Source organism: Pseudomonas sp. Xaverov 259 (genome assembly GCF_019352915.1).
Classification (GTDB): Bacteria; Pseudomonadota; Gammaproteobacteria; order Pseudomonadales; family Pseudomonadaceae; genus Aquipseudomonas.
In genome coordinates this window covers 263,382-284,046 of sequence record NZ_JAAAFV010000018.1, presented here as the reverse complement: position 1 = coordinate 284,046, position 20,665 = coordinate 263,382, and the positions used below count along the sequence as shown (strand labels likewise).

General features: G+C 61.8%; 19 protein-coding genes and 1 riboswitch. Of the genes, 6 read left to right on the top strand and 13 right to left on the bottom strand.

The genetic code is table 11. The features are described 5' to 3' along the window. Positions 1–2: 2 nt before the first annotated feature. The 7 genes from K0H48_RS04330 to K0H48_RS04300 all read right to left on the bottom strand — a co-directional run bounded on the left by K0H48_RS04330 (position 3) and on the right by K0H48_RS04300 (position 6,237). Positions 3–524 (bottom strand): TIGR02281 family clan AA aspartic protease, encoded by a 522-nt coding sequence (locus K0H48_RS04330; protein WP_058422427.1) that lies wholly within the window; start codon positions 522–524, stop codon positions 3–5. Further along, positions 521–1,516, bottom strand: a complete 996-nt coding sequence (locus K0H48_RS04325) for an esterase-like activity of phytase family protein (protein ID WP_219266527.1) — start codon at positions 1,514–1,516, stop codon at positions 521–523. Before K0H48_RS04325 ends, K0H48_RS04330 begins: the two co-directional genes overlap by 4 nt. Then, a complete protein-coding gene (gene parE / locus K0H48_RS04320; RefSeq protein ID WP_138817126.1) occupies positions 1,516–3,420 on the bottom strand; it encodes a DNA topoisomerase IV subunit B in 1,905 nt (634 codons plus the stop codon). Before parE ends, K0H48_RS04325 begins: the two co-directional genes overlap by 1 nt. Positions 3,421–3,464: 44 nt before the next feature. Continuing rightward, positions 3,465–4,073, bottom strand: coding sequence for a YqiA/YcfP family alpha/beta fold hydrolase (locus K0H48_RS04315; RefSeq protein WP_099548086.1), 609 nt, complete (start codon positions 4,071–4,073; stop codon positions 3,465–3,467). A gap of 204 nt (positions 4,074–4,277) precedes the next feature. Further along, entirely contained in the window at positions 4,278–5,093 is an 816-nt protein-coding gene (gene cpdA, locus K0H48_RS04310; protein ID WP_219266526.1) for a 3',5'-cyclic-AMP phosphodiesterase, read from the bottom strand. An 86-nt stretch (positions 5,094–5,179) separates the two neighbouring features. Continuing rightward, the gene (locus tag K0H48_RS04305; protein WP_017138485.1) at positions 5,180–5,629 is read right to left on the bottom strand and encodes a DUF1249 domain-containing protein; all 450 of its coding nucleotides are present in this window, start codon (positions 5,627–5,629) and stop codon (positions 5,180–5,182) included. Continuing rightward, positions 5,620–6,237, bottom strand: a complete 618-nt coding sequence (locus tag K0H48_RS04300; protein ID WP_219266525.1) for an NUDIX domain-containing protein — start codon at positions 6,235–6,237, stop codon at positions 5,620–5,622. Before K0H48_RS04300 ends, K0H48_RS04305 begins: the two co-directional genes overlap by 10 nt. A 194-nt stretch (positions 6,238–6,431) precedes the next feature. Between K0H48_RS04300 and K0H48_RS04295 the strand changes: the two genes are divergently transcribed. Then, positions 6,432–7,178, top strand: a complete 747-nt coding sequence (locus K0H48_RS04295; protein ID WP_219266524.1) for an RsiV family protein — start codon at positions 6,432–6,434, stop codon at positions 7,176–7,178. On the opposite strand, the gene cytX is transcribed toward K0H48_RS04295, so the two are convergent. Further along, positions 7,147–8,436, bottom strand: a complete 1,290-nt coding sequence (gene cytX / locus K0H48_RS04290; protein ID WP_219266523.1) for a putative hydroxymethylpyrimidine transporter CytX — start codon at positions 8,434–8,436, stop codon at positions 7,147–7,149. The genes K0H48_RS04295 and cytX overlap by 32 nt on opposite strands. Positions 8,437–8,572: 136 nt before the next feature. Then, positions 8,573–10,465 carry a phosphomethylpyrimidine synthase ThiC gene (thiC, locus tag K0H48_RS04285; RefSeq protein ID WP_219266522.1) on the bottom strand — a complete coding sequence of 631 codons (1,893 nt, stop codon included), beginning with the start codon at positions 10,463–10,465 and terminating at the stop codon, positions 8,573–8,575. Positions 10,466–10,612: 147 nt separating this feature from the next. Further along, a riboswitch (TPP riboswitch) is annotated at positions 10,613–10,718 on the bottom strand. Between the two features lie 196 nt (positions 10,719–10,914). Here thiC and K0H48_RS04280 point away from each other — a divergent pair. Beyond that, entirely contained in the window at positions 10,915–12,354 is a 1,440-nt protein-coding gene (locus tag K0H48_RS04280; protein WP_200432039.1) for a TolC family outer membrane protein, read from the top strand. A gap of 125 nt (positions 12,355–12,479) precedes the next feature. Here the strand turns inward: K0H48_RS04280 and waaA are convergent, their stop codons facing one another. Next, entirely contained in the window at positions 12,480–13,757 is a 1,278-nt protein-coding gene (gene waaA, locus K0H48_RS04275; RefSeq protein WP_219266521.1) for a lipid IV(A) 3-deoxy-D-manno-octulosonic acid transferase, read from the bottom strand. Positions 13,758–13,780: 23 nt separating this feature from the next. After that, the gene (locus K0H48_RS04270) at positions 13,781–14,671 is read right to left on the bottom strand and encodes a LysR family transcriptional regulator (protein WP_219266520.1); all 891 of its coding nucleotides are present in this window, start codon (positions 14,669–14,671) and stop codon (positions 13,781–13,783) included. 103 nt (positions 14,672–14,774) lie between these two features. Here K0H48_RS04270 and K0H48_RS04265 point away from each other — a divergent pair, with 103 nt between their 5' ends. The 4 genes from K0H48_RS04265 to K0H48_RS04250 are packed head-to-tail and all read left to right on the top strand — an operon-like array spanning position 14,775 to position 18,151. Further along, positions 14,775–15,110, top strand: a complete 336-nt coding sequence (locus tag K0H48_RS04265) for a multidrug efflux SMR transporter (protein ID WP_017138493.1) — start codon at positions 14,775–14,777, stop codon at positions 15,108–15,110. 55 nt (positions 15,111–15,165) lie between these two features. Next, entirely contained in the window at positions 15,166–16,341 is a 1,176-nt protein-coding gene (locus tag K0H48_RS04260; protein WP_219266518.1) for an FAD-binding oxidoreductase, read from the top strand. Then, positions 16,338–17,150 (top strand): aldo/keto reductase, encoded by an 813-nt coding sequence (locus K0H48_RS04255; RefSeq protein WP_219266516.1) that lies wholly within the window; start codon positions 16,338–16,340, stop codon positions 17,148–17,150. Before K0H48_RS04260 ends, K0H48_RS04255 begins: the two co-directional genes overlap by 4 nt. A gap of 41 nt (positions 17,151–17,191) precedes the next feature. Then, positions 17,192–18,151, top strand: coding sequence for a hypothetical protein (locus tag K0H48_RS04250; protein ID WP_017138496.1), 960 nt, complete (start codon positions 17,192–17,194; stop codon positions 18,149–18,151). 138 nt (positions 18,152–18,289) lie between these two features. On the opposite strand, the gene K0H48_RS04245 is transcribed toward K0H48_RS04250, so the two are convergent. Together K0H48_RS04245 and hldE are read right to left on the bottom strand one after the other, a co-directional pair. Beyond that, positions 18,290–19,225 carry an NAD-dependent epimerase/dehydratase family protein gene (locus K0H48_RS04245; protein WP_219266514.1) on the bottom strand — a complete coding sequence of 312 codons (936 nt, stop codon included), beginning with the start codon at positions 19,223–19,225 and terminating at the stop codon, positions 18,290–18,292. Further along, on the bottom strand, positions 19,218–20,642 hold the full coding sequence (hldE, locus tag K0H48_RS04240) for a bifunctional D-glycero-beta-D-manno-heptose-7-phosphate kinase/D-glycero-beta-D-manno-heptose 1-phosphate adenylyltransferase HldE (protein WP_138817139.1): 1,425 nt from the start codon (positions 20,640–20,642) through the stop codon (positions 19,218–19,220). Before hldE ends, K0H48_RS04245 begins: the two co-directional genes overlap by 8 nt. Between the last annotated feature and the right edge of the window lie 23 nt (positions 20,643–20,665).

Genomic DNA, 20,665 nt, shown 5'->3' with positions numbered 1-20,665 from the left:
CATCATTGTTTGGTCTGGCGCAGCAGCATGGTGCCGCTGCGCTGGGTAAATTCAAGTTGTTTCAGTGCACTCATGCCCAACAGCACCTGCTCGCCGCCCAGGCCCGGCGCTACCAGCGCGCGCACGTCCTGCAGGACGATATCGCCCAGCTTCAGGCGATCAAGGCGGGTGCGGTAGCCCTGGCTACGCCCATTGGCGGTGCTCAAGGTCACGGGCGGGCCACGTTGGAGCCCGAGGCGGTCGGCCAATTCGGCCGGCACCGCCACATCGGTCGCGCCGGTGTCGAGCATAAACTCCACCGGCGATCCGTTGATCTGGCCGCTGGCGACAAAATGCCCTTGGCCGTTGCCCAGCAATTTCACTTCGATGTAACCCTCGTGCTGCTCCGAGGTCACCACGGCATTGGGGTTTTCCTGACGCGCTTCCCACTGCCCAAAAAAACGCGTGGCCAAAAACAGCCCGGCGCCCCATGCCACGAACATCAGTACACGTCCAGCACGTTTGCCGGGCGGCGCTGCCGTCATGGTTGCGCGCCCCAGCCACCGGCCGGCGCGGCAAAACGATAGACCACCGGGCGTTTTTCACCGTCGGCACGCGGGCCAAAATTATTGTCGATACCCAACCACGCGCCTTCGGCATCCACCACCAGGGCTTCGGCCAGGCCATAAGGCTGGGCATAACGCCGGTTCGGTGCCAGGGTTTCGTCGGCAAACGACCAGCACAGCTCGACTTTGGCCGTGACCGCATCGCGCCGGCAAATCTGGAACGCATTGCGCTCCAGGGTAAACAGCTTGCCGTTGAACAGCGCCAGGTCGGCAAAATCCTTGGACACCGCCTTGGCGTTAGTGAACTGCGCCGGCTGCACTTCCTGGCCGGCCTCGCTCAGCAACACACAGGGTCCGTCACAGTCCCACACGCTCTGGCCACGCTTGATCGAGATCAAGCCACGGCGCTCACGCTCAGCGGCCAGCCAGATCTGATTGCCTTGCGGGTTGATCGCCAAGCCTTCGAACAAGGCATTGAAGTGCAGCAGCATTCCACTGGCCCGCGCTTCGCGGACCATGCCCGGAGCAATCTTCAACCATTCAGGCGCACCGCTCACCGGCACTTGCAACACCGCCGCATGGGCTTCGCTGACAATGTAGCGGTTGCCGGCGGCATCACAGGTGATGCCTTCAAAATCCAGGTCGCCGCCACGAATGAACGATGCAGCCTTAGTGCGCGAGCGCAACCCCCAAGGCAGACCGGACTCGGGCACTGGCGGCACCTCGATTTTTACGGTTTCGGCCTTCCAGGTCGGCGCGCTGATATCGAGGCGGTAGATCTGGTCGTCATCGCGGTCGGACACAGTCCACAGGTCCTGGCCACACAGCGCCAGGCCCGACAGATTGCCACCGCGCATGCCGTCCACCGGGTGTTCGGAGACCAATTTAAGCTCAGCCACGGGCGCGGCCACCACTTGGGAGGCCACCAACCCGCTCAATATCAGGATCGCCAGGGCGAAACCTGTGCGCATCAGCCCAGCACCTCGGCCAGGTTGCCTTTGGACTCCAGCCAGGCTTTACGGTCCGGCGCACGCTTCTTCGCCAGCAGCATGTCCATCATTTCCGACGTACCGGCGAAGTCTTCCAGGGTCAACTGCACCAGGCGCCGAGTGTTCGGGTCCATGGTGGTTTCGCGCAGCTGCGGCGGGTTCATCTCACCCAGGCCTTTGAATCGCGTGACCTGTGGCTTGCCGCGTTTCTTCTCGGCTACCAGGCGGTCGAGGATGCCATCGCGTTCGGCTTCGTCCAGGGCGTAGAAAATCTCTTTGCCCAGGTCGATACGGTACAACGGCGGCATGGCGACGTAGACGTGACCCGCATCCACCAACGGGCGGAAGTGCTGCACAAACAGCGCACAGAGCAAGGTTGCAATGTGCAGGCCGTCGGAGTCGGCGTCGGCGAGGATGCAGATCTTGCCGTAGCGCAGCTGGGCGATATCCGCCGAACCCGGGTCTACACCAATGGCCACGGCAATATTGTGTACTTCCTGGCTGGCCAGGACTTCGCTGCCGTCGACTTCCCACGTATTGAGGATCTTGCCGCGCAACGGCAGGATCGCCTGGAACTCTTTGTCCCGCGCTTGCTTGGCGGAACCGCCGGCGGAGTCACCTTCGACCAGGAACAGCTCGGAGCGCATCGGGTCTTGCCCGGCGCAATCGGCCAGTTTGCCTGGGAGTGCCGGGCCTTGGGTGATGCGCTTGCGCTCGACTTTCTTGCTAGCCTTTAAACGGCGGCCGGCGTTGTTGATCGCCAGCTCAGCCAGGGCCAGGCCCAGCTCCGGGTGCTCGTTGAGCCACAGGCTGAACGCATCCTTGACCACACCGGAGACAAACGCCGCCGCCTCGCGGGACGACAAACGCTCTTTGGTCTGGCCGGAGAACTGCGGCTCCTGCATTTTCATCGACAGCACGAACGCGATGCGCTCCCACACGTCTTCCGGCGCCAGCTTCACGCCGCGCGGCAACAGGCTGCGGTATTCGCAGAACTCGCGCATGGCGTCCAGCAAACCCTGACGCAAACCGTTGACGTGGGTGCCGCCCTGGGCCGTGGGGATCAGGTTGACGTAGCTTTCCTGCACGCTGTCGCCACCTTCGGGCAACCACAGCAGCGCCCAATCGACGGCTTCTTTATTACCCGCCAGGCTGCCGCAGAACGGCTCATTGGGCAGGCGTTCGAAGTCGCTGACCGAGTCTTCCAGGTAGGAGCGCAGGCCATCTTCGTAGTGCCACTCGACCTTTTCGCCGGTGCCTTTGTCTTCAAAGCTGACCAACAGGCCCGGGCACAACACGGCCTTGGCCTTGAGTACATGCTTGAGGCGGCTGATGGAGAATTTTGGCGAATCGAAGTATTTCGGGTCCGGCGCGAAGTAAACGCTGGTGCCGGTATTGCGCTTGCCAACGGTGCCGATCACTTCCAGGTCGGTGGCTTTGTAGCCATCGGCGAAGGTCATCTGGTACTCGTTGCCGTCGCGCTTGACCTTGACCCGCACGTGGTTCGACAGGGCGTTGACCACGGAAATACCCACGCCGTGCAAGCCACCGGAGAACTGGTAGTTCTTGTTCGAGAACTTGCCACCGGCGTGCAGCTTGGTGAGGATCAGCTCAACGCCCGACACACCCTCTTCCGGGTGAATGTCCACCGGCATGCCGCGACCATCGTCGGACACTTCCAGGGAATGGTCGGCGTGGAGGATGACCTGCACCGACTTGGCGTGCCCGGCCAAGGCTTCATCGACGCTGTTGTCGATGACTTCCTGGGCAAGGTGGTTCGGCCGACTGGTGTCGGTGTACATGCCGGGGCGTTTGCGCACCGGGTCGAGGCCCGAGAGGACTTCGATGGCGTCGGCGTTATAAGAGCTAGCGCTGGGAGTGGCCATGGGGTCTCGTCGTGAGTCGTTCGATTAAAAAGTGACCTTGGACTTTACAGTGCTGCAAAGTCGAAGGATTGATACTGATCTGCGCCAATGCCGGCAAAGCTCAGCATGGCCGGCAATTGCTGGGCGAACCCCTGGTAACCATGGTCGCCACCGGCCTGGATGCGCAAGGCACAGGCCCGGTAATACTGCTGGGCGAGGCGATAATCCAGGGTTTCGTCCCCGGTCTGCAACCACACCTGATACCGCGCGGCGTCCTGGGGCGCCGGCACTTCCAGTTCGGCCAGGGCCGTAACGTGGTCGTGGGTCAGCTCCCAGGTTTCATCGGTGTAGAGGTTCTTCTGGGTGCCCAGGTAACCGTCAAACATCCGATGCGGGCTGACCGCCGGGTTCACCAGCAGCGCCTTGAGGCCATGGCGTTCGGCAAGATGGGTTGCATAGTAGCCGCCGAGTGAACTTCCCACCAGCAGCGGCCGCCCCAGTTCTGCAATGGCCTCTTCCAATTGAGGAATCGCCTGACGCGGATGGTGATGCAGGGCCGGCACACGCAATTGGTCGCTCAAACCGAGGCTGTCCATCACGGTGCTCAACTGGGTGGCCTTGTTGGACGCAGGCGCGCTGTTGAAACCGTGGATATATAGAATCGAAGCGGACATGCCAGGCTCTCCGTGCATCAGCCAAAGAGGCGCAGTTTACAGGGATCGGGGTGGTGTGTGAGTACCCTATTGTCCAGCCGGCACAGAACCCATGTGGGAGCGGGCTTGCTCGCGAATGCGGTGGGTCAGCCAGCACATCTGTCGACTGCTAAACCGTATTCGCGAGCAAGCCCGCTCCCACATTTTGGTCAGTGTTTTCAGCGTTTAGTAGCCATTGCTGCCGTAATCGACGGTAAATTTGAATCCTTTTACCCGCTCCACGCCCGTCTCCAACCGTCCGTCGGCATGCAATCGCAGCCAGCGATACCCGGGCGCCTGCTCGCTGACCTTGAAGTCCTCGCTGCCCGGCGCGAACTGGATACAGGTGGACGGCGACGCCAGCAGGCGCACGCCGTTGCGCTCGCGGTCGATTTCCTGGTGCACATGGCCCCACAGCAGCGCCTTTACCTGTGGGAAACGGTCGAGTACGGCAAACAGGGCTTCAGGGTTGCGCAGGCCGATCGGCTCCATCCACGCACAGCCGATGGAGACCGGATGATGGTGAAAACACACCAGATGATGACGGTTAGGCGCCTCGCTCAGGGCTTGGGCGAGCAATTGCAATTGCGAATCCTGCAAGTAACCGGGCACCGAACCTGGCACAGCCGAGTCGAGCAAGGTGACGCGCCAATGGCCAATATCGACCACTGGCTCGAGCAAATCGCTGTGCACGGCGGCGTGAGCCATGACCTGCGGTTCGTCGTGGTTGCCGGGAATCCAGCGCGCCGGCGCGTCGATCTGCCGCGTCAGGTCACGAAATTGCTGGTAAGACTCAAGCGTGCCGTCCTGGGACAAGTCTCCCGTGGCCAGCACCAGATCGATCTGCGGCTGTTGCTCGCGCACCAAACCAATCACTCGCTGCAGGCTGTCGCGGGTGTTCATGCCCAGCAGTGTACCGTCGGCCTCGGCAAACAGGTGGCTGTCGGACAATTGCACCAGCAGCGCCGGCGCATCAGGGTTCACGGTGGATACGCTCGGCAAGGCGCTCTCCCAGGGCAATCACAGGAATGGATAGGTAGCGCGATTATGCTGGGGCAGGACACAAAGAGGAAAGACGCAGTTCACATCTAGCGCACGACTTCGAATTCATGGCCCAGGGCCAGGCAATGGCTCAACCACTCACCGAGGAACACATTGAGCTGTGCTTTCTCATCGGGCTGGTGCATGAACACATTCGGATAAGGATAGATGCTGCGAAAGCGTCGCGCATGTTCGGCGCTGATCACTTCGGCCATGCGCGCATCGTGATACACCTGAACCTCCAGCTGCGGCACCGGCAGCCAGGGCAGGCTGTGCTCCTGGCGCACACGCAGGGTGGTGGTGTACGGGCAGTTGACGATGACCTCAAGGGTCAGCACGCCCAGCATCTGGTCGCCATGGGTCACGGCAATCCGCCGCGCCTCAGGGGCGTGACGCATGTCGGGGAGCAGGCGCATCAGCCGCGCATAGTTGGCCTCGCAGGCGGCTTGCAACCCGATCAGGTCAACCCGGTATCGTTCCCGTGCCTTTACTGCCATAACCCCCTCACTTCCGCGCGATTAAGCGCAAGCCATTGCAGGGCGATAATGCTGGCTGCGTTGGAAATTTTGCCGTCACGCACCGCTTGCAGGGCATCTTCAAATGCCCAGGGGGTGACGCGGATATCTTCTGCTTCTTCTTCCAGTCCATGGACGCCACCTGCGCCTGAGCTGTCGCAACGGCCCAGATACAAATGCACGAATTCGGTACTGCCACCGGGCGACGGGAAGTACTTGGTGATCGGCCACAGCGCAGAGAACGTAAGGCCAGCTTCCTCCTCGGCTTCGCGGTGTGCAACCTCCTCCGGCTGTTCGTCCTTGTCAATCAGCCCCGCGACCATTTCCACCAGCCACGGGTTGTAGGTGCGACCCATGGCGCCGATACGGAACTGCTCGATCAACACCACTTCATCGCGCTGCGGGTCGTAGGGCAGCACGCACACCGCGTCATGACGCACAAAGACTTCACGATTGATCACCCGGCTCATGCCGCCATCGAACTTCTCGTGGCGCAGTTGCACGCGATCAAGCTGGTAGAAGCCCTTGTAGGCATTGTCACGCTGAACAATCTCGATGGTGTTCGGCGTCGATTTGGCGATGTCCGTCATGTCGTTCCTCGTTACGCAGGTGCAATTCGCGCCATCCTAACGCGCCCATGGCCCTTGATGCAGCCCCTTTCCGGTTGCCGGGATAGACGGCGGACGTCAAACTCACTCTAATCAGCTTAGTGGCGAACTGACGGCTTTGTTCGCAGTCGAAGCGCTACTCTTTTTCGCTTTCCATCGATTTACGAAGGACGCACATGTCGCTTTTAAAAATCGCCTCCGTGGCCTGTATTGCCTTGACTCTGGGCGCTTGCCAGAGCCTGTTCCAGCCCAGCTACCTCAAGCCCCTGGACACCAAGCCGGACACTTCCGAACAGATCAAACCCGGCTGCAACAGCCCGGAATGCCCGCTGGTGAACATCGACACCGTGCATTTTCCCAGCGAGCCGCAGCTGGACAGCATTGTTGAGCAACGCTTGCTGCAAATGACCCGCACCACACCCGGCGCCAGCGTGCCGCCGACCTTGAATGCCTACCGCGACAAATTCCTGCGCGAGTCGCCCGACCGCAACAGCATGTACTTGCAGGCCAAGGTACGTGAGCAGCATGACGGACTGGTGATCATTGAAGTATCCAGTTACCTGGATACCGGCGCCGCCCACGGCGAGCCCGGCCGTGGTTTCATCAACTATTCACGCCTGCAGCACAAAGAGCTGAGTCTGGCCGACATGCTGCTGCCCGGCCAGGAACAGGCGTTCTGGAACACCGCGAAAGTCGCCCACAACAGCTGGCTGATCAATTCGCAGATGGACCGCGACCCGGAGTTCGTCAAGAGCTGGCCGTTCCAGAAAACCCCGAGCGTGGCCCTGACCAGCGCCGGTGTGGTGCTCAAGTACAACGTGAGCACCATCGCCCCTTACGCATTGGGGCTGATCGAAATGACCATCCCCTATGCGCGCCTCACCGGCGTGCTCAAGCCTGAGCTGATGCCTGCGCGCCACTGACCGCACGCCCCAGCACCAGCTGTAACAACCCTGCCAGCACCAGTGCTGGCAGGGTTGCGCCGATGTCCGGATACAGGTTGGCCAGCAAGTGATAAGTGCCGATGCCGCCCAGCCAGGCCACCAGCGCCGGCCAATGCAGGTTGGCAACCGTGCCCTGGCCACGGCGGCGCAGGATAAAGTGATCCACCAGCACCACGCCGAACAGCGGCGCAAATACCGAGCCGATCAGCAGCAGGAAGTTCTGGTACTGCGCCAGCGGTGCGAGGCAGGCGATCAAGGTGCAGATCACACCGATGGCCAACGCCAGGTGCTCGACCTTCAAGCGCAACAGAATCCCACTGGACACCGCCGCCGAGTGAATATCGGCAAAGGCGTTTTCCGACTCGTCCAACAGAATCAACAGCAACGGAATGCCAAGGCCAGCACCGGCCAGCGCCAGCAACAGCGCATTCACTTCACCACTGGGCGCAAACGCCAGGGTGTAGGCCACGCCCAGGCTCATCAGCCAGAAGTTACCGATAAAGAAGCCCAGTGCAGTGCCGCCGAACACGCTTTTGGCGCGCTGGCCGAAACGTGAATAGTCGGCGATCAGTGGCAGCCACGACAGCGGCATGGCGATGGCGATATCAAAGCCCACCGCAAACGGCATCGAGCCGTCACCGGGCTTGGCCCACAACGCCGTGAGGTCGGCCTTGGCGAACAGGTTCCAGGTCAGCCACAGGCAGGCGGCGAGCAGCAGCCAGATGCCCCACTTACGCAGAATCTGGCGCACGAATGTCAGCGGCCCACTGACGGCCAGCAAAGTGGCCAAACCGCCGAAAAACAGGGTCCACAGCAATGGGCTGGCCAACAGGCTGCCCTCACTGAACGCGCGCGTGCCCAGCAGGCTGGCGGCGTCGCGCATCACGATGATTTCGAACGAGCCCCAGCCGACCAATTGCAACAGGTTCAGCAGCGCCGGCAGGCTCGCGCCCTTGCTGCCAAGGCTGAGCTTGAGCGCGGCCATGGCGGACAGGCCGGTGTCGCTGCCGATCACACCCACGGCGGCCAGCAGCAACACACCGACCAGCGTGCCGAGGAAGATGGCCAGCAACGAGCCGGACAAGCCCAGGCCCGGCGCGAGCAAGGCGCCGGTTTGCAGGACCATCAGGCCGATGCCGAGGGAGAACCACAAGGAGAACAGGTCGCGGGCGCCGAACACGCGCTTGTCACGTGGCACCGCGATGTCCGGGGAGTAAGTACTCGGTTGAATGCTCAAGGGTGTTATCTCTGAGGGACATGATCGTTCCCACGCTCTGCGTGGGAATGCCGCTAAGGACGCTCTGCGTCCGCCTTTGTGACGCAGAGCGTCACGGGATGCATTCCCACGCAGAGCGTGGGAACGATCGTGGATGTCAGACCTTCTTGTACAGCTGACTGCCTTCCTGCTTGAACCGCTCCGCCTGCTCGGCCAAGCCCTTGGCCACATCCACGTCCACCGCTTCAATGCGCTGGTTGGCGGCGTACTCGCGTACTTCGTGAGTGACTTTCATCGAGCAGAACTTCGGCCCACACATCGAGCAGAAATGCGCGACCTTGGCCGATTCCTTCGGCAAGGTTTCATCGTGGAAAGCACGCGCGGTATCCGGGTCCAGGCCGAGGTTGAACTGGTCTTCCCAACGGAATTCGAAGCGCGCCTTGCTCAAGGCGTTGTCGCGAATCTGCGCACCTGGGTGGCCTTTGGCGAGGTCGGCGGCATGCGCGGCGATCTTGTAGGTGATGATCCCGGTCTTCACGTCATCCTTGTTCGGCAACCCCAAGTGTTCCTTGGGCGTGACGTAGCAGAGCATGGCGCAACCGAACCAGCCGATCATCGCCGCACCGATGCCCGAGGTGATGTGGTCGTAGCCCGGCGCAATGTCGGTGGTCAGCGGGCCGAGGGTGTAGAACGGCGCCTCGTCGCAGCATTCGAGCTGCTTGTCCATGTTCTCCTTGATCAACTGCATCGGCACGTGGCCGGGGCCTTCGATCATGGTTTGCACGTCGTGCTTCCAGGCGATCTTGGTCAGTTCGCCAAGGGTTTCCAGCTCGCCGAATTGCGCCGCGTCGTTGGCATCGGCCACCGAGCCTGGGCGCAGGCCGTCACCGAGGGAGAAGCTGACGTCATAGGCCTTCATGATTTCGCAGATTTCTTCGAAATGCGTGTAGGCGAAGTTTTCCTTGTGGTGGGCCAGGCACCACTTGGCCATGATCGCGCCGCCACGGCTGACGATGCCGGTCACGCGGTTGGCGGTCAGCGGCACATAACGCAGCAAGACACCGGCGTGAATAGTGAAGTAGTCCACGCCCTGCTCGGCCTGTTCGATCAACGTGTCGCGGAACAGCTCCCAGGTCAGCTCCTCAGCCATGCCGTCGACTTTTTCCAAGGCCTGGTAGATCGGCACGGTGCCGATCGGCACCGGCGAGTTGCGGATGATCCACTCGCGGGTTTCGTGGATGTGCTTGCCGGTGGACAAATCCATGATGTTGTCCGAACCCCAGCGAATCCCCCAGGTCATCTTCGCCACTTCTTCTTCGATGGACGAACCCAGGGCGCTGTTGCCAATGTTGCCGTTGATCTTCACCAGGAAGTTACGGCCGATGATCATCGGTTCCAATTCGGTGTGGTTGATGTTGGCCGGAATGATCGCGCGACCACGGGCGATTTCTTCGCGGACAAATTCAGGCGTGATGATTTTCGGGATGCTCGCGCCAAAACTGTGGCCCGCGTGCTGCTGCTTGAGCAAGCCGCTGGCACGGGCTTCTTCGAGCTTCATGTTTTCGCGGATGGCGACGTATTCCATCTCCGGCGTGATGATGCCTTTGCGCGCGTAGTGCATCTGGCTCACGTTGGCGCCGGCCTTGGCTTTGCGCGGGTTTTGCAGGTGGGCAAAACGCAGGTAGGCCAGCTCCGGGTTATCCAGACGCTCCTGGCCGTAGCTTGAACTCAGGCAGGTGAGGCGCTCAGTGTCGCCGCGCTCTTCGATCCACGGCGAGCGCACATCGGCCAGGCCTTTGCGCACGTCGATGATGACGTTGGGGTCGGTATACGGGCCGGAGGTGTCGTAGACCACCACAGGGGCGTTGATTTCACCGCCGAACTCGGTGGGTGTCACGTCCAGGCTGATTTCGCGCATGGGCACACGGATATCGGGACGCGAGCCCTGCACATAAATTTTCTGCGAGCGGGTAAACGGCTGCACGGAGCCTGTGTCGACCTTGGCCGACTCACTCAAATGCACGGTGTTGTTTTTTGGTCTTGTACTCATCACGGGCTCTCCAACTTATCCAGGCGGTGGATTTTTGTCGGAGCGAACCTGTGACGGATGGACGCACTGAAACCAGTGCTGTGCAAGGCACGAGGGCTGTTCGATTGTCGAACAACATCCCGGACGAAGCACAAGAGGACTCGCCGGGTGACGAGAAATCTTGTTCCCTACGCAGGCGTTAACCTGATCAGGTTCAACGGGATCCGGTATTTACCGATCTCAGCCTTCCAACAAGGCACCCCGACAAGAACGCGGCCAGTCTAGACCATGGCGTGGGCAAATTGCCAATAGCGGTGTATTCAGCGTGATGAATGGCGTGATTGCGGGATTGTTGCGCGGGGTCAGCGCCACTACACTCGGGCGTCGTCACAATGCTTGACGCCAGGAATGGCCAGCCTTAGCCTTGGGCGCTTAATTACAGCCGTAATATTCACACTAGGGATCGCCTCATGCTGCGCAAACTCTCACTGGCTCTTGCCGTGTCTTGTGCGACCAATGGAATGGTCTGGGCAGCTGAAGCGCCCTTGTCCGCCAAAACCGACTTGGTCAGCGTCTACCAGGAAGCGGTGAACAACAACGCCGACCTGGCCGCCGCCCGGGCGCAATACGGCGCACAGAAAGAAGTGGTGCCCCAGGCCCGCGCCGGTTTGCTGCCGAACCTGTCGGCCGGCGCCGACAGCAACAACGTGCGCACCCAGATCGATCAGCCGGCCGCCACCGTCAACCGTGACGCGCATTCCTGGCGTGCAACCTTGAGCCAGCCGCTGTTCCGCGCCGATCGCTGGTTCCAGCTGCAAGCCGCCGAAGCCGTCAACGAACAAGCTTCGCTGCAACTGTCGGCAACCGAACAGAACCTGATCCTGCAAAGCGCCGAAAACTACTTCGCCGTGCTGCGCGCCCAGGACAACCTGGCCTCGACCAAGGCCGAAGAAAACGCCTTCAAGCGCCAGCTCGACCAGTCCAACGAACGCTTTGATGTGGGCCTGTCGGACAAGACCGATGTGCTGCAATCCCAGGCCAGCTACGACACCGCCCGCGCCAACCGCATCGTCGCCCAGCGCCAGGTGGACGATGCGTTTGAAGCATTGATCACTCTGACCAACCGCCAGTACAACGCGATCCAAGGCATCGTGCACACGCTGCCGGTGCTGCCACCGGCACCTAACGATGCCAAGTCCTGGGTCGAAACCGCCGGCCGTCAGAACCTGAACTTGCTGGCCAGCAACTACGCGGTCACCGCTGCCGAAGAAACCCTGCGCCAGCGCAAGGCCGGCCACTTGCCGACCCTCGACGCCGTGGCGCAATACGAGAAAGGCGACAACGACGCGCTCGGTTTCAGCAACCCGAACCAGTTGCCCGTGCCGTACGGCGGTGATGTGTCCCAGCGCACCATCGGCCTGCGCCTGAATATCCCGATCTACAGCGGCGGCCTCACCAGCTCGCAAGTGCGCGAATCCTATTCACGCCTCGACCAGACCGAACAGCAACGCGAAGGCCTGCGCCGTCAGGTGGTGGAAAACACCCGCAACCTGCACCGCGCGGTGAACACCGATGTGGAGCAGGTGCAGGCGCGCCGCCAGTCGATCATCTCCAACCAGAGCGCGGTGGAAGCCACGGAAATCGGTTATCAGGTGGGTACGCGCAATATCGTCGATGTGCTGGACTCGCAACGCCAGCTGTACTCGTCGGTGCGCAACTACAACAACAGCCGCTACGACTACATCCTCGACAACCTGCGTTTAAAGCAGGCTGCCGGCACGCTCAGCCCAGGGGATTTGCAGGACCTGACGCGCTACCTCAAGGCTGATTACAACCCGGACAAGGATTTCCTGCCGCCGGATCTGGCCAAGGCCGCCGCCGAGCAGCTCAAGGCCCGACCCGGTTATTAAACCAATGTGGGAGCTGGCTTGTGTGGGAGCTGGCTTGCCTGCGATGCAGACACCTCGGCACCTCTGATACACCGAGGTGATGCTATCGCAGGCAAGCCAGCTCCCACATTTTGGCTCAGTGTCAGTCAGTGATTAAGCAAGTTGTCCAAACCATCCAGCAAGCGTTTCAGCGCGCCCTGGTTGGCCTGCATCACCTTCAATCCCGCCTCTGCCATCTTGCGCGCATCCTGCGGCAGTTCGAACAACTGCCGCACAGCCTCTGCCAAACCTTGCGCATCATCCACCTCACGCAACGCCCCGGCCTCGCGCATCATCGCGCTGATTTCGAGGAAGTTGAACAGGTGCGGCCCCATAATCACCGGCTTGGCCAGCGCCGCCGGTTCCAGCGGGTTGTGGCCGCCAGTGGGCACCAGGCTGCCGCCGACGAAAGCGCTGTCGGCCAGGGCGTAAAGAAACAGCAGCTCGCCCATGGTGTCACCGAGCAGCACTGAGGTCTGCGCCGTCACCGGCTCAGCGCGGGAGCGGCGCACCGTGGCAAAGCCTTGTTGACCGCACAGCTCGAACATCGGCCCGAAGCGCTCCTGATGACGCGGCACCAGAATCAGCAACGCGTTGGGGTAGCTTTCGAGCAGTTGGCGATGGGCCGCGAGCACCACTTCATCTTCGCCTTCGTGGGTGCTGGCGGCGATCCACACCGGGCGCTCGGTGGCGCCCCATTGCTCGCGCAAAGCGGCGGCGCGTACCGGTAACTGAGGGTCGATGGTCAGGTCGAACTTGATCGAGCCGGTGACTTCAACGGTTTCCGGTCGCGCACCCAGGCTTAGAAAGCGCTGGGCTTCGGTTTGTGTCTGCACCGCAAACAGGCTCATCTCGGCCAGCATCGGCGCGGTCAGCTTGGCAAAGCGCGCGTAACCTTTGGCCGAACGTGCCGACAGCCGTGCATTGGCCAGCGCCACCGGAATACCGCGTTCAGCGCAGGCGTGGATGTGGTTGGGCCACAGCTCGGTTTCCATGATCACCGCAAGCTTGGGTTGTACACGATCAAGAAAACGCTTGGCGGCGCAAGGCAAGTCATAGGGCAAGTAGCAATGTTGAATGCGCGGCTCATTGGCGAACAGGGCCTGGATACGCTCCGAGCCGGTGGGCGTCATGCAGGTGACGGTGATCGGCAACGTCGGGTGACGCTCCATCAGGCCGCGAATCATCGGTGCGGCGGCAATGCTTTCGCCCACCGACACCGCATGCACCCAGATCCCGCCCGGCTGCATCACGGACAAGCCGTAGGAAAACCGCTCGCCGATACGTTTTGCATACGCCGGCGCTTTGCGCGCGCGCAGCCACAGACGTAAAGCCACCAATGGCAGCGCCAGGTAAAACAGACAGCTGTAGAGAGTTCTATTCATGGCGGCGGAGTTTATCGGCTTTTTCAGTCGATCGCCTGCAAGCACTCGGCAAATCGCTCGGTCAAAAAGCGTGCGGCTGGGCCGAGGTGCTCATCGCGGCGCCAGACCAACTCCACCACCAGCGCCGGCGGCGTCCATTCGCTGTCCAGCTCGATCATCTGCTGCTGATAGGTCGGGTACTGCACGATGTGCCGAGGCAGCCAGGCCCAGCCCAGGCCACTCATCAACCATTCGGCCAATACGTAGAAGCTGTCGGCACGCCACACCAAGGGGCTCGCGGCTTCGCTGCCGGGGTAGACGCTGGTCTGGGTCGACATCAGCAATTGGCGAAACTGCGCCAGGCGTTGGCAGGTCACGTATTTGTCCTGGGCCAGCGGATGATTCACGCCGCACACGGTGACCATTTCCACACTGCCCACTACGCGCCGCTCAAGCGCTTCGGGGATTTGGTCGTGATAGAACAACAGGCCAAGGTCGGCCTTGCGCTCCACCAGCTTGCGCGCCACATCGCCTTGCGCGGCGCTGGACAGTTGCACTTCCAGCAGCGGGTATTGCTGGGCCAGCGCCTCAAGGCTGTCGAGCACCGGCTGGAACAGCATGGCCTCGTCCTGGGCCAGGCGCAGGCAGGCTTCCTCGCCACGGGTCAGTGACAACGCCCGTCCATTGAGCCGCTCACATTGGCGCAGCACCTCACGCGCTTCTTCCAACAACACACTGCCGGCTTCGGTCAGGCGTGGCTGGCGACCACTGCTGCGCTCGAACAGGCTAAGCCCAAGGTCCGCTTCCAACAGGGCAATCCCGTTGCTCACTGCCGATTGCGCCTTGCGCTGGCCGCGTGCCACTGCCGAAAACGAGCGCTGCTCGGCGACGCTGACAAACAGGCGCATCTGTTCCAGGTTCCATTGCACACTCATGGCTCAACCCATCTTCAAATCGGATAGGTAATGACTTTATCTCATCTCACGAAGGGTTAAAATGCGCACCTAATCAAGCACGTATCACACCGAGGATTCACCCATGAATGTTGCCTACGTTTACCTGGCCATCGCCATTTGCTCGGAAGTGATCGCGACCGTTTCCATGAAAGCCGTCAAAGGCTTGAGCACGCCTATTCCGCTGTTGCTGATGATTGTGGGGTATGGCGTGGCCTTCTGGATGCTCACGCTGGTGGTGCGCACGGTGCCGGTGGGCATTGCCTATGCGGTCTGGGCCGGGCTGGGCATTGTGATGGTCAGTATCGCCGCGCTGTTTATCTACGGGCAGAAGCTCGATGTACCGGCAATGTTGGGCATGGGCCTGATTGTGCTGGGCGTGGTGGTGATTCAGCTGTTCTCGAAAACCGCCGGGCACTGACCGCCACGCAACAGCCTGTATACTGCGCCTCTTGTCTTGAACACTGAGGTCGCCGATGCCATCCGTTATTTCCACCGACGTTCTGATTGTCGGCGCCGGGGTTGCCGGCCTCTGGCTTAACGCGCGCCTGCGCCGCCAGGGGTTTTCCACGGTGGTGGTGGAAAGCGCCACCTTGGGCGGCGGGCAAAGTGTGAAATCCCAGGGGATCATCCACGGCGGCGCGAAATACGCCCTGCACGGCGCCCTCACCGGCGCCTCCGAAGCCATTGCCGACATGCCGCGCCGCTGGCGCGAAGCCCTGGCGGGTAACGGCGAGCTGGACCTGACCGGCGTGCGCTTGCTCTCCGAAGCCCACTACCTGTGGTCGCCCGGCACCATCGCCGGCAACCTCACCAGCTTCTTCGCCAGTAAAGCCGTGCGTGGCCGCGTCGATCAGGTCAAGGGCGACGAATTGCCGCCCGCCCTGCAAGACCGGCGCTTCAAGGGCAAGGTCTATCGCCTGGCCGAACTGGTCATCGATGTGCCCAGCCTGATCGAACGCCTGGCGCAACTGGCCGGCGACGGCTTGCTCGCCGGGCAACACATCAAACCGCTGCTTGAAGGCGACAGCTTGGTGGGCCTGAAGGTCGATGGCCGCCAGATCCGCGCCCAGCGCATCGTGCTGAGCGCCGGTGGCGGCACCGCTGACTTACTGACGGCCTTGGGCCTCAGCCAGCCCGCCATGCAAACCCGCCCGCTGCATATGATCATTGCCAAAGGCCCAGGCCTCAAGCCGCTGTATGCGCACTGCCTGGGCGGCGGCACCAAGCCGCGCCTCACCATCACCACTCACCCGGCTGCCGACGGCAACTGGGTGTGGTACATGGGCGGCGATATCGCCGAGGCGGATGGCGTGGCCCGCACACCACAAGAACAGATCGCCACTGCGCAAAAAGAGCTCGCGCAGTTACTGCCGTGGATCGATATGAGCCAGACCCAATGGGCCACCCTGCGTGTCGAGCGTGCCGAGCCGCTGCAATCGGGCCTGAGCCGTCCCGACAATGCCTTCCTCGCCGAGCAAGGCCGCTTGCTGGTGGGTTGGCCGACCAAACTGGCGCTGGCGCCAGACTTCGCCGATCGAGTGCTCAACGCCCTGGAACGCGACGGTATCCGCCCAAGTGCCAGTGACGCGCTGCCTGAACTGCCAAAACCGGCCCTCGGCCAACCTGCCTGGGAGCAACTGTTGCCATGAGCCTGCCAACCCTGCACGACCTGCATCGCCCGCTGGGCAGCACTGGCCTGATGGTCTCGCCGCTGGGCCTGGGCACCGTCAAGCTGGGCCGTGATCAAGGGGTGAAATACCCCAACGGCTTCCAGATCCCTAATGACGACGAAGCGCGGATGTTATTGCGCCAGGCCCAGCAGTTGGGCATCAACCTGATCGACACCGCGCCGGCTTACGGGCGTAGCGAAGAGCGCCTGGGGCCACTGTTGCGCGGCCAGCGCAACGACTGGGTGATTGTCAGCAAGGTCGGCGAAGAGTTTGCCGACGGCGTGTCCCATCACGATTTCAGCGCCGCGCATACGCGCATGTCCATCGAGCGCAGCTTGAAACGACTTGAAACGGATTTCATCGATCTGGTGCTGGTGCACTCCGACGGCAATGACCTGCATATCCTCACTGATTGCGAGGTGTACGAGACCCTGGCGCAGCTGAAAAAAGAGGGCAAGATTCGTGGTTTCGGCTTTTCCGGAAAAACCGTCGAAGGTGGCGTGAAGGCTCTGGAACAAGGTGATTGCGCGATGGTCACCTACAATCTGAATGAACAGGCCGAGAAAGCCGTGATCGATTACGCCGCCGCCCACGGCAAAGGCATCCTGGTGAAAAAGGCCCTGGCCAGCGGCCACGTGTGTCTTGAGCCAGGAATGGATCCAATTCATGCCAGTTTCATGCTGTTGTTTGCGCAAACGGGTGTCGCCAGTGCTATTGTCGGGACCATTAACCCGCTGCACCTGGCCCACAACGTGGCGACCGCTGCCCAGGTCATTCGTCAACTCTGATGCCGCCCACGCGGCCGACCCCGTCGCAAGAAGGAGCCGACATGCCGCGAACGCTGATTAGAAAAAACCCCAGCAACTTCAAGACACTGCCGCTGCACGTCGAAGCCACCCCCGAAGGCCTGAGTTACCAGAGCGTGGGCATGCCGCTCAACTTCGCCCAGACCCTGCAACGGCGCAAGCCGGTGGAAGTGGCAAACCCTGAACGCTTCGCTCTGGAGTTGGCCAACCTTGGCGTGTCGGTGCGCCTGACCCTGCATTGGCAGAACAAGGATTACTGGGTACTGGTGCGCCAGCGCCGCCAGGACCGTGGCGATGTGGTGCTCAAGCTGATCTCCGGCTACGTACCCGCCCACGAACTGAACCTGCCGCTGCACACCGCCATCCAGGAAATTGCCGAAGAATGCCTGCTGGAGACGCCCGAAGGCTGGCTGGGCGGGCGCTTCAATGACACCTGGCTGCCCGCACCCTACTCCGCCGCCCTGCATTACCGTGAAGCCCTGCCGTTTCGCTTGAGCCCGCTGTCCGGCGCCGCCCGCCCGGTTCGCTGCGCCACCATGCAATTGATCGAGCGCCCACGCGCTTATGTGCATTTGCCCACAGCGTCGCTGCAGCTGATTTATGACCTGCGCCTGGAAGTGCCCAAGGAAGCCAAGTCCTTGAGCCTGTTCCATGTGGACGAGCGCCTCGAAGGCGACCAGTTGGTGGCCCGCCTGGACCGTCAGCGGCCCGACCTGTACCTGATGCCATTGAAAGACGGCCAGCCGCTGGCCGAGCTGTACACCGTGAAGAAAGACCAGCTGTACCCGGCCAGCACACGCGGCTTGTACCTGGCAGAAAGCTTCGCCCAGCAGGAAGGCTGGCTGGTGCGCGATGAGCGCATTCGCTGGAAGGATTGGCTGCGCCAGCAAGGGCTCGCCGAGCCTGAGAAAGAGTCGAAGTTGAAGCGATTGGCGCAACGGGTGCTGCGCAAGATCGTGCCGAAGAAAAAGGCCAAAGGCTGACACAAATCGATCGTTCCCTCGCTCTGCGTGGGAATGCCGCTCCGGACGCTCCGCGTCCTGATGTCGGCGAATTCTCAAGCCGTGACGCGGAGCGTCACTGGCTGCGTTTCCACGCGGAGCGTGGGAACGATCTGGTGGTCAACCGTTAAGCAAGCGTTCCAGGCCGACCTTCAACGGCGTAGGCTCAGGCAGCGTAAAGCTCGCCAACAAGCGCTGGTTATTCGCTCGTGAATGGCGAATGTCCCCCGAGCGCGCCGGCCCGTAAGTAATCACCGGCAACTGCCCCACCACTTCTTCCAACGCCTGCAGCACCTGCTTGAGCGTGGTCGTGCGGTTCCATCCTACGTTGATCGCGCCCAGTGGCGCTTCGGGCGCTTCGATGGCCTGGACCAGCACATCCACCAGGTCTTCCACGTACATGAAATCCCGGGTTTGCTCGCCGTCGCCAAACACGCTGATCGGCACGCCTTGCTGCACACGCTCGCTGAAGATACTGATCACGCCGGAATACGGTGATGACGGATCCTGGCGTGGCCCGAAGATATTGAAGAACCGGAAAATCACCGGTTCCAGGCCGTGCTGGCGGCGATAGAAATCGAAGTAGTGCTCACCCGCCAACTTGTCCGACGCGTAAGGCGTCAGCGGCGCCTTGGTGGTGTCTTCGTCAATCGAAGCACCCTCGCCATTGTTGCCATACACCGCCGCGCTGGAAGCAAACACCACACGCTTCACGCCGGCCCTGCGCATGGCTTCGCAGACATTCAGGGTGCCGACAAAGTTGCTCTGATGTGTGCTCACTGGATCATCCACCGAGGCCTGCACCGAAGCTACTGCGGCCAGGTGCACCACGGCCGTCGCGCCGACGGCAGCTTGCGCCACCAGCTCGGCGTTGGCGACATTGCCTTCAATCAGCTCTACGCGCGGGTTATCCAGCGGCAGATTGCTGCGTTTGCCGGTGGACAAGTCATCCAGCACCCGCACGGCATAGCCCTTGGCGAGTAGCGCATCGACCAGGTGCGAGCCGATAAACCCGGCACCTCCGGTGATCAACACCCACTTTTCAGCATTACTCATTGTTGCGGATCTTCTCGACAATGGCCGTGGTCGAGCTGTTTTCAACCAGCCCCAGCACTTTGACCGTACCGCCGTAAGCGCTGACGATGTCGGCGCCTACAACCTGGTCGACAGAATAGTCGCCACCCTTGACCAGCACGTCTGGCTTGACTTGGGCCAGCAGGTTTTCCGGGGTGCCTTCAGAGAAGCTGATCACCCAGTCCACCGCGCCAAGACCGGCCAATACGGCCATGCGGCGATCGACACTGTTGATCGGACGGCCCGGGCCTTTCAGGCGGCTGACCGAAGCGTCGTCGTTGACCGCCACGATCAGGCGGTCGCCTTGGGCGCGCGCCTGTTCCAGGTAAGTCACGTGACCTGCATGCAGGATGTCGAAGCAGCCGTTGGTGAACACGATGCTTTCTTTGTGGGCACGGGCGTCGTCAATGGCCAGCAGCAATTGCTCGATCCCCAGCACGCCGCGCTCCGAGCCTTCGGAGCGCTGGATCGCACGGCGCAGCTCGGGTGCGCTGATAGCCGCGGTACCCAGTTTGCCGACCACAATGCCCGCTGCCAGGTTGGCCAAGGCCACGGCGTGGGGCAGTTCTTCACCGGCCGCAATCGAGGCCGCCAGGGTGGAGATGACGGTGTCACCGGCACCGGTGACGTCGAACACTTCACGGGCACGCGCCGGCAGGTGCATTGCCGGGTGGTCCGGGCGCAACAGGGTCATGCCGTGCTCGCCACGGGTGACCAGCAAGGCGCCCAGGTCGAGGTCGGCCATCAGCGCCGCGCCTTTGGTCACCAGCTCATGCTCATCGGCGCAACCGCCGACGATGGCTTCAAACTCGCTGAGGTTTGGCGTGATCAGGCTGGCGCCCCGATAAATCGAGAAATCCTTGCCCTTGGGATCGGCCAGTACCGGAATGCCACGGGCCTTGGCGGCCTGGATCAGCATCTGGTGGTTCTTCAGGGCGCCTTTGCCGTAGTCGGACAACACCAGCACCTTGATACCTTCGAGCAACTCGTCGACCTGACCACTGAGAGCCAGGGCGTCGGTGGCGAAGGGTTCTTCGAAATCGATACGCAGCAATTGCTGGTGACGGCTCATGACCCGCAGCTTGACGATGGTCGGCTGATGGGCAATGCGCTGGAACAGCGCGCGCACGCCGGCACCGCGCAGGCTGTTGGCCAGGCTGTCGGCGGCTTCGTCGTCACCGGTCACACCCACCAGGGAGGCCGGGGCGCCGAGGGCGGCAATATTGAGGGCAACGTTGGCAGCGCCACCCGGGCGGTCTTCGATTTGCTCGACCTTGACGACCGGTACCGGTGCCTCAGGGGAAATCCGTGAGGTACCGCCATGCCAGTAACGGTCGAGCATGACATCGCCGACCACCAAGACAGGGGCTTGATCGAATCGCGGCATGGACAACTTCATGGAGCAACCCACATACAAAATGA

Excerpts from the sequence above, each read along its gene's own strand:
- K0H48_RS04325 (WP_219266527.1), bottom strand. The coding sequence starts at position 1,516 with ATGCGCACAGGTTTCGCCCTGGCGATCCTGATATTGAGCGGGTTGGTG.
- K0H48_RS04280 (WP_200432039.1), top strand. The coding sequence starts at position 10,915 with ATGCTGCGCAAACTCTCACTGGCTCTTGCCGTGTCTTGTGCGACCAAT.
- K0H48_RS04265 (WP_017138493.1), top strand. The coding sequence starts at position 14,775 with ATGAATGTTGCCTACGTTTACCTGGCCATCGCCATTTGCTCGGAAGTG.
- K0H48_RS04270 (WP_219266520.1), bottom strand. The coding sequence starts at position 14,671 with ATGAGTGTGCAATGGAACCTGGAACAGATGCGCCTGTTTGTCAGCGTC.
- K0H48_RS04295 (WP_219266524.1), top strand. The coding sequence starts at position 6,432 with ATGTCGCTTTTAAAAATCGCCTCCGTGGCCTGTATTGCCTTGACTCTG.
- thiC (WP_219266522.1), bottom strand. The coding sequence starts at position 10,465 with ATGAGTACAAGACCAAAAAACAACACCGTGCATTTGAGTGAGTCGGCC.
- K0H48_RS04300 (WP_219266525.1), bottom strand. The coding sequence starts at position 6,237 with ATGACGGACATCGCCAAATCGACGCCGAACACCATCGAGATTGTTCAG.
- parE (WP_138817126.1), bottom strand. The coding sequence starts at position 3,420 with ATGGCCACTCCCAGCGCTAGCTCTTATAACGCCGACGCCATCGAAGTC.
- K0H48_RS04250 (WP_017138496.1), top strand. The coding sequence starts at position 17,192 with ATGCCGCGAACGCTGATTAGAAAAAACCCCAGCAACTTCAAGACACTG.
- K0H48_RS04255 (WP_219266516.1), top strand. The coding sequence starts at position 16,338 with ATGAGCCTGCCAACCCTGCACGACCTGCATCGCCCGCTGGGCAGCACT.
- K0H48_RS04245 (WP_219266514.1), bottom strand. The coding sequence starts at position 19,225 with ATGAGTAATGCTGAAAAGTGGGTGTTGATCACCGGAGGTGCCGGGTTT.
- hldE (WP_138817139.1), bottom strand. The coding sequence starts at position 20,642 with ATGAAGTTGTCCATGCCGCGATTCGATCAAGCCCCTGTCTTGGTGGTC.
- waaA (WP_219266521.1), bottom strand. The coding sequence starts at position 13,757 with ATGAATAGAACTCTCTACAGCTGTCTGTTTTACCTGGCGCTGCCATTG.
- K0H48_RS04315 (WP_099548086.1), bottom strand. The coding sequence starts at position 4,073 with ATGTCCGCTTCGATTCTATATATCCACGGTTTCAACAGCGCGCCTGCG.
- K0H48_RS04330 (WP_058422427.1), bottom strand. The coding sequence starts at position 524 with ATGACGGCAGCGCCGCCCGGCAAACGTGCTGGACGTGTACTGATGTTC.
- K0H48_RS04305 (WP_017138485.1), bottom strand. The coding sequence starts at position 5,629 with ATGGCAGTAAAGGCACGGGAACGATACCGGGTTGACCTGATCGGGTTG.
- K0H48_RS04260 (WP_219266518.1), top strand. The coding sequence starts at position 15,166 with ATGCCATCCGTTATTTCCACCGACGTTCTGATTGTCGGCGCCGGGGTT.